This window comes from Alteromonas sp. OM2203 (assembly GCF_048517045.1).
Taxonomy (GTDB): domain Bacteria; phylum Pseudomonadota; class Gammaproteobacteria; order Enterobacterales; family Alteromonadaceae; genus Alteromonas; species Alteromonas gracilis.
Genome location: NZ_CP183210.1, coordinates 1 through 15,042 on the forward strand (window position 1 = coordinate 1; position 15,042 = coordinate 15,042).

Here is a 15,042-nt window from a genome sequence, read left to right on the forward strand (position 1 = left end):
ATGAACAAAAAACTGCAAATGATTACCTCCATTTTGGCTGCTTGTCTTTTATATGCGTGCAGCGCAACAGATGAGCAAGCCAGCGCTACCGTAGTAAAAGAAAAAGTACCTAACACTGTCACTTATTCTAAGAAAATTGATTGGCCGGAAAATAATGCTAAGTTTTGCGAGGCAGCATTGGATCACGCAACTATTCAGTATGACGGATTCAGAAAAGCATATACCGACCCTAAGAAAGTTCCTAGGTCTTATAGCCAAGGTAAGCCAAGGCTAGAACCCATGCTAGGTTGGACTACCGGTTTTGTTGCTGGCAGTTTCTGGAATCTATACGAACATAGCCAAGATCAAAGTTGGTTAGATACGGCAAACGAGTGGACGCTCGCATTAGAAAAAAATCAATTTAACCGTAAAACCCATGATATTGGGTTTATTATCTACGACAGTTTCGGAAACGGCCTTCGCCTAACAGACAATAAAAAATACGAAACAGTAATCGTGAACGCGGCAAAAACATTAATGGAACGTTATAACCCCAAAATCGGTGTAACGTATTCTTGGAGTTGGGGAACATGGGAATTCCCGGTCATTATAGACAACATGATGAATCTGGAATTGTTGTACCGTGCATCTGAAATAACCGGTGACCCAGTTTACCGCAAAGCTGCCATCAGCCATGCGACTGTCACTATGGAGCATCACTTCCGTGAAGACTACAGTTCTTTTCACTTGGTGAATTACAATAGAGATACGGGTAAACCTAATTGGAAGCAAACTTTCCAAGGTATTGCTGACGATTCTTCATGGTCGCGCGGACAGGGGTGGGGATTATATGGTTACACCATGTCATATCGATTTAGCCAAGAAGAGAAGTTCTTAGATCATGCTCGCGGCATCGCAAACTACATCCTCAGCCACCCCAATATGCCCGATGATTTAATACCTTATTTTGACTACGATGCACCGAAACATGAAGGTACGACGTTGTACCGAGATTCGTCTGCGGCTTCGTTGGTTGCAAGTGCGCTACTAGAGCTATCGACGTTTGTTGAAGGGGCCGAGTCAGAGCGTTATTACGATGCCGCTATGAAAATGCTGCGGACACTATCTTCACCTGCTTATTTGGCTGATATAGGCGAAAACGGCCACTTCTTGTTAAAACAGGCTACAGGGAACTTCCCGGCAAATGATGAGTTAAATGCCTCGTTAAATTATGGCGATTACTATTATCTGCAGGCATTAAATCGCTGTAAGGCAATCTAATACTACGAGCATCAACGAATGTCACTAAACCCGTGCTTTTGGCACGGGTTATGCAATTAAAATCAAGTGGTGAGCGTGAGCTTTCGCTCGATATTTCAGAACTGATTATAAGAACTTAAGCATAGCTGGCATGCACTAATAGAACTCAATGCGTAAAGCAGCATTTGAAGTGTGTTGAATCGACCAAACTTTGCTAGCCAGATTGGCTGATCCAACGTGACATGGACAACAACTTTCTAAACTTGCCAATCTATCACGAAGATAGTTTATTGCCCTTACAGGCCTCATCAGTCAACTATCGCATGGCAGTATGGAAGGGTCTTGGTAAGAAATTATTGCACCTTGAAAAAATTGCAAGCCAAAGACCGCAAAACTTTGACTAACTAGCAAATATAGCTTACATGCAGAGTTTTTACTGATACCCACCAAAAAGATAAACTAGAGTGATTGTATAGATATATAGCGAGGCCAGCTGTGAGTGAAAACGCTTAAGCCTAGCTACCACAGGCAACGTCAGGTATGAACTCAAAATGCCATAGACAGCTGAAACAATGCGCGTATTTTATTCACCGATTGACTTTAATATTAGGCTGGCCGCCTTGTTCTACAATCCAGGCTCAATTTTATCCGTTTTTAATGGGTATTTGCGGCCGATGCCAATGCACGAGCAGAAGTCGCGGCCTCGCGGTGTGGTAAGAATTGAATAGTCCTAGCAAAGCATATGAAAGATTCAGATAAACCATACCATGCCCGCAGTATGTCGTGGGCTCAGCGCTTAAAAAGAGTATTCAACATTGATATTTCAACTTGCGATGCGTTTTACAGCAACAATGTCAAAGAAATCGCCTGCATTACAGAGCCAGACATCACCGCGAAGATATTAAAGCACTTTGATAAGAATGGCTCTTTTATTACTGCTAACACATGCAAAGCGCCACCACGAAATGAATCTATCTAATCACCGTCATTTGATGACGTTGAGGCACCAAGTTTCACAGACAAGTTTGCAATACCAATGCCCAGCAAGCTCAACTATTTGGCTAACGTTTAATTCACCGCTTCATTGCCAAATTTCAATTTGAAGTATGCAAAACAAGTCATTAGTCCAGCTGAAAAAAGGGTGCAAAACAGCGTTTATTCTTCTTGTACGTTGTTGATACTGTGTAACTCGTCTTGAAACGCTTTAATCCATTTTCCGTCTTTTAATCTAGTACCATATTCTCTGAAGCCAGTGTTTGTTTTTTCAAACGTAAGGCGATAGGTATCATTAATTTTCACGACAAATTTCTCATCTTCCATAATCCCCTCAAATTCTCCTGTGCTATTTTTAGTAAAGGGGTGGTAATAGTACTTTCCGTCTTCAACACTGTAGCGAACAACAGTTTGCAATTCTAAGGCGTTGGAACTTACTAGAAGATTAATCAGATTACCGCTCAATTGGTAAGCTATTTTTTCCCTAACTGAAATGCTTTCACTTGATCCGTCTTTTTCATAACTGATTGAGGTTCCAACCCAGTCACCAATCATAAAGGACAGTTTAGATAAGGCTTCTTTTTCTGTAGTTTGCGCTAACACTGGAAGGCTGTGCGCACCGCTTATGCCAACTAGCGCTACGAAAAACAGAGAGCGCAACCGTAAAGAGTTCATCATTTTATTTCACCATTTTTAACATTGGCTTTTAATGTATATGAATTTCGAGAGTAGATAAGCGAGTTGAGCATCAAAATACGACCGTTCATCTTATTGTGATAAACACTTTATTTTTATAATTCAGGGTGTGCACGTATGCCCTTATGCAAGTTAAAAAAAGCCTAACCATACATTTTGAATGTAACACAAACGAATCTCTACCAATTGCATATTTCCACGATAGAGCGATAAAAGAAACATTTTATACGGCCGACTATCTTGCGGTGAGTGATTGTTTTTAGGTTGTTTACTCTTAAGATGTAATTCAACTTAAAAATCAATTCAAGCATAGCACTTATCTTTCTTAAGACAGAACCAGGCTTATAACCGCCATCAACTCCCAATCTTTGTAAATAAATATGAAAGTTATTAAAAAGGCCATAGAAAATTCTTCAGTTGTATTCATCGTCGTTGCAATAGCCGCTGTATTGGGTGTTTACAGTCTATCTAATTTACCCATGCAGCTATTTCCAGATATCGAGAGTCCCCAAATATCAATTCAAACCAGTTGGCGCGCTGCTTCGCCAAAAGAAGTAGAGTCTGAGCTTGTAGAGCCTCAAGAAGAGGTATTGCGTGGCATTCCCGGCTTGCAGAGATTAGATGCCACGGCTGATCAAGGCAGAGCAACGATCAATCTTATCTTTAGTTTAGAAACGGATATGCAAAAGACCTTGGTTGATGTGACAAGTAGAATGAATCGCTTGCCGCCTTTACCCAGAGATGCACTATCACCGACTATTAATTTGGCGAGTCAAGGTACTAGCTCTCAATATCTTACCGCTTTCTTTTTGCAAATCCTTCCAAGTAGTGACGCGAATATTCAAAGCTATGTATCTTACTTTGAAAATACGATTCGCCCGACAACATTGGGCAGTTAGTATTGGAATGGCGAAATGGTAATCCCATCTTACTCAGCGATATCGCAGATATCAAAGTGCAGCCTAATAACGTGTCCTCTACCAGTATACAAAACGGTAACCCAGCTTTCGCCGTATATTTCAATAAGGAAAATGATGCCAATGCTTTAGCTACACTTGAGGCAGTAAAAACAAGAGTATCTTCTCTTAACAGTACCTTATTGGCGAAAAACAACTTAATCATGGAACAATCATTCGATGCCTCGGTATTTATTTACAGAGCGATTAATTTAGTCACCAGCAATCTTGCTATCGGTGTGTTACTTGCTGTGGGAGTATTGTGGCTGTTTTTACGCCAGATTAGAGCAACGATCACTGTTGCTACGTCTATTCCCATTTGTTTATTAAGCACTGCAATAATACTGCTGATTACCGGAAGTTCTCTAAATGTTATATCACTTGCAGGACTAGCTTTTTCAGTTGGTATGGTGCTTGATGCCGCTATTGAAAAAACGACAACAGCGCTTGTTGTCTATGACTACACTGAACAACATTTCGAAAGATAATTTGGACGAAATCGCATCTCAACTAGAAGTTGCACAACAAGAATTTGCACAAGCAGAGCTGGCCGTCGAATTAACCGCCTATCACATTGAACATAGCCAATTGACCGCTCCGTTTGACGCCTTAGTCGTTGAGCAACTTCAGTCTATCGGAGAATATACGCGGTTGGGCATGCCTTTACTTAGAGTGGTCAATCCAAATAACATTGAAGTAAGTGTAAGGGCACCGCTTACCGCGATCCCTTTTATACAAGCTGGAATGACAGTAAAGGTATCTAATAAACAGCAAACACTGTCAGAAAACATTAAAGGTGTTATCCCCATTGGCAACGGCACTTCGCGTATGATGGAAGTACGAGTAGGTTTGAAATCTTGTACTTTCGCTATAGGTAGCTTTCAATTAAGCCGACACAGCGGGTAGTACATCGTTTTGATTTTTTCATACTCCGAAAGAGTCAGAAGGTTAGAACAAGAAGGTGTGATTATGGGTTATCAGCCCATCATCAACCTCGAAAAATCGCGATTCCTATTACGGCTTTGATCGAATGTGAGGTCCATCGCACAAAAGAGCGAGCATTTAAGGCTTTGCTTCTTGAGCAAGATGAAATTATTAAAATTTATAATATCACCGGCCCAACAACGTTTATTGTCAAGGTAGGTGTTACCTCTTTGTCTGCCTTAGACAGCTTAATTGAAAAACTTATTGATTACTGTGACACCAATACCAAGTTTGTCATGTGTATGCCTTTTGATGATGTAATCCCTCAGTATGTTGAAAAATATTGACTCAGTGCGACTAACTATCAAAAAAATGTAACAGTGCTAAGTCAATTTATTCGCACCGTTTATTTCCATTAAAAATCGCGAAAAGCCAAGGGATTTCTAAGGGAATTGCCTTTTTTAACTTCGTTTCATTATGTTCTACCACAAAACTTCCGCGATATTCTAGAGAGGGTTTAAGCGTGTTTCCTTGTGGCGAAGCTGCATGGAAATATACGCTAAAAAGGCATAGTGCCTTTTTAGCGTTGGCGTTAAACATTTATCTGCTGCCAAGCAGGATATATAAATAAGAGAAAAATTATGAAAAAGCACCTTTCCAAGGCAAACACGGTCGCGTTGACCGCGTCTATCGTGGCCTCCTTTTCGATAAACTATGCTGCTGCTGACACCGCAGATGATATTGAAGCTAGGAAAATTTGGTCACCTGAAAATGTCGCACCAGTTCGAATCATCGACCCAGACACGCAAATAACAGGTAACAGAACATTTAAGATTGAGCACTATGACCATGAACTAGTTGAGGGCACGCCTTATAAATACGTCGTAAGGTTTAAAGACAAACCCGTCCCTCTTTATCAAGGCTCAGTACCAGGTTTAGAAGCAACAAACCCACATATGAAACTGATGAAAATGAACAATCGTTTTTTATCAGACAGCGCTGTCCAAAAAATTGTAAAAGATGCAGGTCATATTGAATCATATGTGCGCTATTTGAAAGGCAAGCAACAGAGTATGATGGATTCCATATACAATGTTGCGCCAGCCAATCAAGTTATTGCTTCCCTCCAGTTTGCAATGAATGGCGTGGTGCTAAAGGTCACACCAGAGGAAGCCGAAAAAATAGCGAGGCTTGATGGTGTATTAGCCGTTGAGCGTGACGTAACAGTCGAAATAGAAACTGATGTTGGGCCGTCATTAATAGGCGCTCCAGCAGTATGGAGCGGCAGCGCTTCCAACGGTTTATCTGAAATGGGCGAAGGTATAGTGATTGGTATTATCGATAGTGGTATCAATACTGACCATCCTTCATTTGCCGCGGTAGGCGACGATGGATATGCGCACACAAACCCTTTAGGTAAAGGCAATTACGTTGGGGATTGCGCCAATGGTTTTCCAGAGCTTTGTAATGATAAATTGATTGGTGTGCGCAGCTACAATCTGATTACAGATAACTATAGCGACTCCTCTGTGTTTCCACCAGGCCTGCCTGCAAATGGGGAAGACTATAGTGGACATGGCAGTCACGTTGCTAGCACCGCAGGTGGAAACGTATTGTTTGATGTTCCACTTCAAGCAACTTCCAAAGTTGAGGAGAGTGATGGTATTCCACTGGGTTTAAGCCTTGACCGCCTTTCAGGTGTTGCGCCACATGCCAATATTATTTCATATCAAGTATGCAGCCCCGGTGGCACTGGTGACACATACGGTGGGTGTAGTTTAGTGGCGAGTGTCTTGGCTATTGAAGACGCTATCAAAGATGGCGTTGACGTGTTGAACTATTCTATATCGAGTCCTCCAGGAAACCCTTGGAATAACGCGGTAGAGAACGCATTTTTAGCTGCTCGAAATTCCGGTATGTTTGTTGCCACTTCGGCAGGAAATTCTGGCCGACAAGGTACAAATAAATCAGCGCCTTGGTATACATCCGTTGCAGCAACTGAACATGGACGACAGTTTACTTTGGGAAACACACTGGGCCAATTTAGTGGTGGCGCATTCGATTTATCACCTATGGCGGGTCAAGGTATAGGTGATATGACAACCGGGAGTATTGTGTATGCCGGTGATTTTACAATACCCAATGAAACCAACGAGATTGCGGCAAAATGTTTAGTACCGTTCCCTGCTGGAACATTTGAAAATAATATTGTTGTTTGCGACCGTGGAGATATTGGCATGGTCACAAAATCTCGTAATGTCGAGGCCGGTGGCGCGTCTGGGATTATCGTTGTAAATACTGCAGAAACAGCTGACACACTTATAGCCAATGAATTCTCTATTCCAGGTATCCATTTGAGGCAGTCAGATGGTGATAGCCTGAAGCAATGGCTAACTTCGGGTTCGCAGCACCAAGGTACAATATTTGCTCCAATTGCGGGCGAGCAGTTCAACCCTGATAGAGTTGATGCTATTGCCGATTTTTCATCGCGGGGTCCCAATCAAGAGATTGATACACTATCCCCTACGCTAGCAGCGCCTGGTGTATCTATATATGCAGCCAATGCAGATCAACAATTTGGAAAAGACGGTACAGGTCCTAACGCGAGCGACTTCAGATTGCTCAGTGGTACTTCTATGGCAAGCCCCCATGTTACTGGTGCTGCAGCATTGTTAAAAGGGTTACACCCAAGTTGGACGCCAGACAATATACGTTCAGCCTTATCAATGACAGCAGAACGCACTGTGACATTGGAAGATGGTAGTACACCCGCCGACGCATTAGTCATGGGTTCAGGTCGTATTCGTGTTGATTTAGCAGCTAAGGCTGGTCTTGTTATGGACGAGTTAGATGTAAATTATGCCATGGCTAACCCAGCTGACGGTGGCGATGAGAAGACACTTAACCTGCCAAGTTTAACTGACTCCAACTGTTTGATATCTTGTTCGTGGACTCGAACGGTAACGGCAACCCAAGACGGTTCGTGGGTGGTTAATACACAAACTGAATCGAACGATATAACTGTCGTAGCGTCGCCACAGACATTCGAGCTTGATGAAGGTGAGTCTCAAACAATCAATTTTGAGCTTCGTAGCAGAACCTTAGTTGGAAAAGATTGGACGTTTGGTCAAGTAGTATTGTCGTCTACTAGCAGTCCAGAACTGCATATGCCGATATTAGTGAGCCAATCGAGTATAAGTGTTCCTGATGTCGTGAATATCAATGCGAAACGTAATACTGATTCACAAGTATTTGGTGACTTTTTTATTGGTAATCCTCAAGACCTTACTATCAATACTAGTATGGCACGACCACAATCGTTTAATATTCCCGTTCCTATTGATAGTGATAACGAATCTGTTTTTGATAACCTCGAAGATGGAACACTTGTTATTCCTATTTCCACCTTTGACGTAACAACAAGAGTCGTTTTTGAAGTAACTGAAACGACAGCTTCAGAGTATAGTCTTTACCTTATTCATGATCGTAATCAAAACGGATTACCGGAAGCATTTGAGCTTATTCAGTCTTTCGATTCTGAGTTTGGTGGCGGTGCTCTTGATTTAGTTCGACCCGACAAAGGTGATTATTGGATAGTGCTACAAAATAAAAACAACTTTATCGAAGGTGCTACAAATGATTTTGGGCTCGAATTTACCTATGTAGAGAGCTTCAACGATGACGTAGTGAGTGTAGCAAATACATTAAGTGAAGATGGTATAACGTCTAACCTTCGCTTTGTTTGGTCCATAGAAGATGACCAAAATCCATCAAAATATTATGGTGTAGTTACCTTTGGTGTCGAGGGTACAGCAGGTAATGAATTTGCGGCAGTACCGATTAACTTAACGAAACTAGAAGATGACATCTCTATAACAACTGAGCAGTTTGACAGGATAAACAAGGGACAAAAAGTTGATTACAAAGTCAAAGTGGCGACTAACTTAGGTCCCAACGATAGACGTTACAATGTTGTTATTGATTTACCAAAAGGCGTTTTGCCTGACATGCGCTCATTGCCTGACAACGCTACATTCTCAATTAGTGAAAATACACTGTCATGGGACATAGTGCAGTTATCAACTATTAAGAACGCCCCTAGCTATCGTTTTACAACCAATGAAAATGATAATATGTGTCAAACGCCACTTAGCGCTGGACTAAACGGTGGTTATATTCCCTTATCTGAATTAGGTGTACCTCCCTTACTAACCAGCGAGGCATCCGATGGTATCGTTCAGTTATTGGATATTAGTCCGTCATTTTTGGGCAGAACAGAAACACCAGAGGGTATTCCATATGTGTTGTCTATCTTTGAAAACGGGCTGATTTCGATTGATGAATTTTCTAGGTCAGTTGTTTTCAATACTTCTGGTTTATCGAATAATCCTAGAGCGATGCCAGATCAATTTATACTTAATGGCCTGATAGCTCCATTTTGGCGTGATTTAGTAATCGATCGTGAAAACGGAGGCAATATGTATTTTGGCACCACATCCAATTTTCAACTAATTGTCGTTGAGTGGGATAAAATGCGCTTTAAATCCGAAGCCGCTGGTATTGAAAGAAGCAATGATACCATTAGCTTTCAAGCATTATTTAACCAAGTACCAGCTGAAGATGAGCCTAACATTATATTTGCATATCGAGATGTAGAACATGACTTAGGCAACCAAGCGCCAGTAGTTATTGGCTATGAAAATTTTGCAGGCACCGAAGGTGAGATGTTCACTTATTCTAATGGTGAAAGTGTCATTGGTGACATCACAAAAGATGTCGTAGCAGACCGTTTCATTTGCATGTATTTGGAACAACCAGGTGAAGAAAAGGAGCTACCTTTTACATTGACTGTGACTGGGTTTTTTGAAGGTAACAGCCTTACGTTTGAAGCTTCTTCTGAGGTTATCGATGATGATTTTACGCTGATTGAGCCGGTGATCCCCAATAACGCTGTTGAAATTGAGGCTGCGCCAGAAGTAAGCATTAATGGAAAGCCTATTTTCTTTAGTAGCTTCACTACTGAAATTACCTTGACTGGTGATGCAAGTGACTCAAATGGCGATGAGCTTGAATATTTGTGGACACAAACTGCAGGGCCAGACATCGTGATCGATGACAATACTAATCCGATACTTACGGTCAACGCGTCAAATGCGTCGTTTGGCAGTAGAATTGAATTGCAGCTGGAAGCATCTGATGGAAAAGGTAATACGAGTACAGCAAAGGCCTTGGTGGTTGTAATGCCTAGCTTTACACAAAGACCAAGCTTTTAGCAGAAGGTAAATAAATCGATAGGGTGCAGGTTTATCTGCACTCTATCGAAGTCAGAAAAATTGTGAGGTTTGTTGATGTAAATACTTTTATTCATTCGACAAACGAAAATCTAGCTACGGTTCGGGAATCTCTCAAAAATAGTGGGTAAATGTGTCTGCTTGTGTCTGTAGTCATATGAGAGAAGCTCCATTTGTATAATGTCTTGTTTAAATCATAATCTTTGAAAGGAAAAAACAATGTTTAAAGCTTGGACAATTGTAATTGTGTGTGCTTTCTGTAGTCCGGTAATTGCTGAGGGAAAATTTGTTATTGGCTTAGAAACAGGAGTAGGCGAATTCAAAATAGATGATGGCGTTATCGACGACATTTCTACTGATGAGATAAGTGACGTAGGTACTGCAACTTCTGCTTCGATTTCTTATAGATGGTCGAATAATATTGTTATAGAAGGCAATGTAAACGGTTCTGGTAATCAAGCTTTATCTCTGGGTTTAACAGATTTGTATGGGATCGTGGAACTTAAAGCATGAGTTGGGCGTACACTTCCAATCACAAAACGCTTCAGCATTATCCCAATGATAGGTGTGAGTAACTAGAATGCTGAAATACGTAAAAGTGCTTTCCTGAACCGCGGTCCCGAGGCAGAAGGTGAGCTTGAAGGTCTAGATTTTAGTGTAAAAGTAGTCGCCGAGTTGCTTGCAAGCGATAAGATCATTGTTTCTTTGGCCTATGCCAATACATTCAGCAGCATTGGCGATATACAAGCTATTCAGGCTGGGATTAAATACCAATTCTAGGAAAGACAGTGCACCACGTACCACCTCACACCTTACAAAATCGTTGGAAGTTTTACCACATGATTATTGAAGGATTGTTCATCGCGCTTCTCTGCTTAAAAATTCACAGATGCGGAAGGAGTATAAAAGATTGAAATGACTTAGTACTCCAGTTGTTTTACTGTCATAAAGCGGCAAGCGATGTGTTAGTATAAAATCAAGGTAACGGTTTTATATTAAACAATTTAACACCAGCTTTCGCGAGGATGGGCTACGAGCTTGGGAATTACATGCTTTGAAAATTAACGCTAACGAAATTACGAGTACAGCAACATTGCTAAGCTCGCCATTGTAAGTTCAAGTGAACACCGCAACACTCCTTTCAATCATGTGTGACGGTGTTTTAAATTTCAATGTTTTCTTGGTCGTTCATTTAGTTGAGTTGTGACTTCACTGAGTCGGTCTTGAGAGTGCAGTGATAGATCCGTCTTTTTAGGGAAATATTGTCGAATAAGACTATTAGTGTTTTCATTCGTACCTCGTTGCCATGGACATCGTGGATCGCAGAAGTATACTGGCATGCCAAATTCCGCTGTTAAAACGCTATGTTTAGCCAGTTCCATACCCCTATCCCATGTAAGCGATTGGCGGTAATTAGAGGGCATTTTTTTAAACATCGCTAACAAAACCGAATTCACTGAATCTGCGTCTTTTCCTGCTAACTTCAAGATGATTGTGAAACGCGATTTCCGGTCTACTAATGTGGCAATATGAGTGTTTTTAGAGCCTGTTACTAAGTCGCCTTTCCAGTGGCCAAGGGAACGTCGATTATCAATATGTTTTGAGCGTTCGTGAATTGAAATGCCATTAACTATATTGATAGAGCCTCTATCACCTTTACGGCTATGAAACCGACTGTGCCGCATAGGCCGCTTTCTTCGTAAATGCTCAGTCAACGAGTGATGAATGATGTTCCTCGCCCTAACGTACAATGACTTATAAATGGTTTCGTGTGATACCTGCATTTTCTTACGCCGAGAATACTCGACACGTAGCCAGCCAGATATTTGCTCTGGGGACCACTTCAACTCCAGCAGCTCTATAACCAACTTTTTCAGCTCCGGGTATTGCTCTAAAACACCTGGCTTTGGCCGCTTGGAAATTCGTTTCGCACGGTTATCAGCATCAACTGCTTTGTAATATCTACGCCCTCTATTTCTGGCGATTTCACGTGATATGGTCGAAGGAGAGCGACCTAGTTGTTTAGCTATCGCTTTAATGCTCTTCTTTGCAGACAACGAAACGCGGATTTCCTCGCGTTCTGATAGCGTTAGGTGGGAAACATTACGATGCCTTGGTCTAGGTTTAATGCCACCATCTTCACGTAAAATTGTGAATACCGATCCCGGCTTTGCCTCAATGATACGACCAATATCACTGAATCCAGCACCTTGCTTCCCTAAATCAAAAACAAGTGTTCGCTCATCTTGAGTGAACGTACGTTTTATTCGCTTCATCAGCAGTCCTCATGCAAATCAGTATTTTAGTATAACTGTTGCATTGACCACTTGAGTCTACAATGACCAACTTAGCTGGCTATGAATGCTACTTACACAGATATTTTACACTCTCCGAATCGACTTTGTCTTAAGGCTCGTTTAAAGATTCGGTTTCCTGATAATTGTTAATTGCTTCTTCACCACCTTCTAGGGCCTGTTTACTAGGAGAGTTTATAAGCCATAGTCGATACTCTTCCAAAGGTAACTTCCCGCTTAATGCTCTCTCAGCAAGTGCCGCAGATGCGGCATAATGCATATGTAGCGGAATCTCTCTGAAATTACTCCATATCCAATGGTCAGCGCGCTTTACTAAACGGACTACCGCTTCTGTAAAGCTTTGTTCATTGTTTGCTATGACTTCTCTAACTTCGGTCAATAACCGAAAAGCACCTTCGGGATCTTTCTCCACTCTTGCGTTTGCCATTGCGATATAACTAGTATTTTGAACATGCACAGGTTGAGTAGCCGCCAGCCAATCAATTGTTGTAGTCAAGTCTTCTTCTGCTTGTTTGACTGCGAGTTCAGGAACGATTTGTTCAGTGTTAAAAATTCCTTCCGACTCCATCAAAACAATGAAAGCTAAATTAGGTGCATGATTGAGATAGTGCGACATGATTTTTGCGTAAGCATCATCGATTGTGGTTTTTGGCACTGAGCCTAGGGCTGCTATTTCTCTAAGCCAGACTATTGATTGTTCAGGATCGTTATTTGCCCAACCATCAGCCACAGCAACAATTACTTCTGAGTGATGTTCAGCTGAAATATATTCCTGAAGATCATAAAATACTTTCTGAGGTGAGTGTTTAGCGTAGCGCAGAAGCAAGGCTCTCATGCCAGTTTCATATTCTGACTCTGACAGAACCTCCTTTTGGGTTTGATACCAATTAAATGCATTTTCTGGCTCTGTTAAACTCCAATTCTTAACTAAAGATAAAGTAAGTGCACCTTTTGAAGTCAATTTCATGCTGTCTAAAAGAACAGCTGCTTGTCGAGGATTGGACTCAATAAGCTGATATAAGTTTTCTAATATCGTTGTGTCATCGGACTGTTCTGTTTGCGCAGTTAATGAAACGTGCTTTGGCCCTATACCTTTGCCTAAATCAGTGTTGGAGTCATGTACAGGGCCAAGAGAGACAGCGGGACGCACTGGGTCTACCGCTTGCTGAATGTTATTAGGTATAAAGCATAAAGTGATTACTACCATACCAATGCAAGCGATTAGTAAAGGAAGCATTAATTTTTCACGAGACCACTTCATATATTGACTGAGTAAGTTGTTAATATTCCAATCTTAACGTTTACATATTGCACCCTTGGTGCATGACACAACAAGGGTGAAATGTAAGCTGGTCGGAGTTAATTAACGGTCACCCTTGCTCCACTAACGAATATGATTTGGGCGTCACTTACGAGCCCGTCAAGTACGCCGTCTTCTCCACCCTGAACATAAGCGCCCCAACGTGATACAGACTTTAAGTTACCGCGATCCCACGAGTCGTCGGCCATTTCAACGTTATCAATAAACACCTTGTAGTTGCGACCATCATCGGTCACGCGGAAGTTGAAGCTATCGCCAACATTTTTGCCTGTATCGATCTTAACCCAGTCTGACTTTCTTTGTCTGCGTTTAACGATCACCACGTCACCGTCAGCCTCTACCCAGAGCGCTACTCCCCACGCCGGATCAAACCCCCCCTCTGCGGTTGCCTTTGACTGATAAATTTTGACGTCTTTACTGCCATTGTGGGCGTGAACCCGGTAACGTGCAGAGAATGTCATAGTCTTATTATCGTTAAATCGGATACCGTCGTTTGGAGCGAAAGCTTCACTACGGCCTGCACCCTCACGAGACGTAGCCAAATTCTCGTCGCCAGGAAAAACACGAAATACCTGTGTATTTCCATCTTTTTGATACCAACGACTACTCGTCGGGTTGTCAAAACCAGTACTAAAAGGATTGTGCCAGCGAAGTTTGCTATTCGACATTGGAGAGCGAGTTCCAGTACTTGTCCGCTCAACGTCTGAATTATTCACGTCAATACGAGTGCCGCGCGTATCAATTGTGCCGTCTTCTACGGCTTCCTTTAGGGCATTTCTCTCTTCGTTGGTTTGCGGACGAGAGATACCTGATGATAGAACCGACCATCTGGGATCCCAGCTTTTAAATGACTCTTGAGCGAATGCTGCAGGTGTAGTTAGGGACAAGGAAATTGCCGTTGTAAATATGGCAGTGGTATAGCCGAACATTTTTGGTGTTTTCATTTATGCTAATCTCTTTTTGCTAAACCTAGATCAAATCTGAATTACGTTAATTGACGATTAGTTTGATACTGGTAGGGCGTTAATTTAAGCAGCGGGTATGGCCGAGCTATTATCAAAAAGTAACAACAGGCTATCGTGACGTCAGAAAAACCATCATTATTCGCACTTAAAAACGATCAATATCAATCATATTCGTGTCAAAATAAATCATTAATAGCGAGTTTGCAACGTAAATTTAACAAATCTATAACGATCTGCACGCTGCATGATATTGAATCTTTATGTTGCACCACTAGTTAGGCAATGAAGAAATAGCAGCGGTCGAACAGGAGGTACTCAATTTTTAAATCGCTTACCTTTTAG

The 15,042-nt window shown here is 41.7% G+C and carries 11 protein-coding genes and 1 pseudogene; 8 read left to right on the forward strand and 4 right to left on the reverse strand.

Annotation, left to right across the window (positions count from 1 at the left end):
• Positions 1–1,260, forward strand: a complete 1,260-nt coding sequence (locus ACM0P2_RS19990) for a glycoside hydrolase family 88 protein (RefSeq protein WP_419227752.1) — start codon at positions 1–3, stop codon at positions 1,258–1,260.
• 721 nt (positions 1,261–1,981) lie between these two features.
• Positions 1,982–2,218: a hypothetical protein gene (locus ACM0P2_RS19995; RefSeq protein ID WP_159119893.1), complete on the forward strand. Its 237-nt coding sequence runs from the start codon at positions 1,982–1,984 to the stop codon at positions 2,216–2,218.
• A gap of 176 nt (positions 2,219–2,394) precedes the next feature.
• Here ACM0P2_RS19995 and ACM0P2_RS20000 read toward each other — a convergent pair whose 3' ends face one another.
• Positions 2,395–2,910, reverse strand: coding sequence for a hypothetical protein (locus tag ACM0P2_RS20000; RefSeq protein ID WP_159119892.1), 516 nt, complete (start codon positions 2,908–2,910; stop codon positions 2,395–2,397).
• A 398-nt stretch (positions 2,911–3,308) separates the two neighbouring features.
• Here ACM0P2_RS20000 and ACM0P2_RS20005 point away from each other — a divergent pair, with 398 nt between their 5' ends.
• The 6 genes from ACM0P2_RS20005 (at position 3,309) to ACM0P2_RS20030 (ending at position 10,612) form a co-directional block, all read left to right on the forward strand.
• On the forward strand, positions 3,309–3,827 hold the full coding sequence (locus ACM0P2_RS20005) for an efflux RND transporter permease subunit (RefSeq protein WP_236547186.1): 519 nt from the start codon (positions 3,309–3,311) through the stop codon (positions 3,825–3,827).
• Positions 3,828–3,829: 2 nt separating this feature from the next.
• On the forward strand, positions 3,830–4,372 hold the full coding sequence (locus tag ACM0P2_RS20010) for an efflux RND transporter permease subunit (protein WP_236547185.1): 543 nt from the start codon (positions 3,830–3,832) through the stop codon (positions 4,370–4,372).
• Positions 4,341–4,790, forward strand: a complete 450-nt coding sequence (locus ACM0P2_RS20015) for an HlyD family efflux transporter periplasmic adaptor subunit (protein WP_159119891.1) — start codon at positions 4,341–4,343, stop codon at positions 4,788–4,790. Before ACM0P2_RS20010 ends, ACM0P2_RS20015 begins: the two co-directional genes overlap by 32 nt.
• A 116-nt stretch (positions 4,791–4,906) precedes the next feature.
• Complete coding sequence (locus tag ACM0P2_RS20020) at positions 4,907–5,155, forward strand: Lrp/AsnC ligand binding domain-containing protein (RefSeq protein ID WP_159119890.1); 249 nt, start codon at positions 4,907–4,909, stop codon at positions 5,153–5,155.
• 294 nt (positions 5,156–5,449) lie between these two features.
• Positions 5,450–10,081, forward strand: a complete 4,632-nt coding sequence (locus ACM0P2_RS20025; protein WP_419227753.1) for a S8 family serine peptidase — start codon at positions 5,450–5,452, stop codon at positions 10,079–10,081.
• A gap of 237 nt (positions 10,082–10,318) precedes the next feature.
• Positions 10,319–10,612, forward strand: coding sequence for a hypothetical protein (locus tag ACM0P2_RS20030; RefSeq protein ID WP_159119888.1), 294 nt, complete (start codon positions 10,319–10,321; stop codon positions 10,610–10,612).
• Between the two features lie 603 nt (positions 10,613–11,215).
• On the opposite strand, the pseudogene ACM0P2_RS20035 reads toward ACM0P2_RS20030, so the two are convergent.
• From ACM0P2_RS20035 to ACM0P2_RS20045, 3 genes and pseudogenes are all read right to left on the reverse strand, one after another.
• Positions 11,216–12,366 (reverse strand): annotated as a pseudogene (locus ACM0P2_RS20035) (IS30 family transposase).
• 139 nt (positions 12,367–12,505) lie between these two features.
• Positions 12,506–13,675: a hypothetical protein gene (locus tag ACM0P2_RS20040; protein ID WP_159119887.1), complete on the reverse strand. Its 1,170-nt coding sequence runs from the start codon at positions 13,673–13,675 to the stop codon at positions 12,506–12,508.
• 98 nt (positions 13,676–13,773) lie between these two features.
• The gene (locus ACM0P2_RS20045) at positions 13,774–14,679 is read right to left on the reverse strand and encodes a hypothetical protein (protein WP_159119886.1); all 906 of its coding nucleotides are present in this window, start codon (positions 14,677–14,679) and stop codon (positions 13,774–13,776) included.
• Between the last annotated feature and the right edge of the window lie 363 nt (positions 14,680–15,042).

Bases quoted from the DNA above. Each gene is read 5' to 3' on its own strand.
- ACM0P2_RS19990 (WP_419227752.1), top strand. From the start codon at position 1: ATGAACAAAAAACTGCAAATGATTACCTCCATTTTGGCTGCTTGTCTT.
- ACM0P2_RS19995 (WP_159119893.1), top strand. From the start codon at position 1,982: ATGAAAGATTCAGATAAACCATACCATGCCCGCAGTATGTCGTGGGCT.
- ACM0P2_RS20000 (WP_159119892.1), bottom strand. From the start codon at position 2,910: ATGATGAACTCTTTACGGTTGCGCTCTCTGTTTTTCGTAGCGCTAGTT.
- ACM0P2_RS20005 (WP_236547186.1), top strand. From the start codon at position 3,309: ATGAAAGTTATTAAAAAGGCCATAGAAAATTCTTCAGTTGTATTCATC.
- ACM0P2_RS20015 (WP_159119891.1), top strand. From the start codon at position 4,341: ATGACTACACTGAACAACATTTCGAAAGATAATTTGGACGAAATCGCA.
- ACM0P2_RS20025 (WP_419227753.1), top strand. From the start codon at position 5,450: ATGAAAAAGCACCTTTCCAAGGCAAACACGGTCGCGTTGACCGCGTCT.
- ACM0P2_RS20030 (WP_159119888.1), top strand. From the start codon at position 10,319: ATGTTTAAAGCTTGGACAATTGTAATTGTGTGTGCTTTCTGTAGTCCG.
- ACM0P2_RS20040 (WP_159119887.1), bottom strand. From the start codon at position 13,675: ATGAAGTGGTCTCGTGAAAAATTAATGCTTCCTTTACTAATCGCTTGC.
- ACM0P2_RS20045 (WP_159119886.1), bottom strand. From the start codon at position 14,679: ATGAAAACACCAAAAATGTTCGGCTATACCACTGCCATATTTACAACG.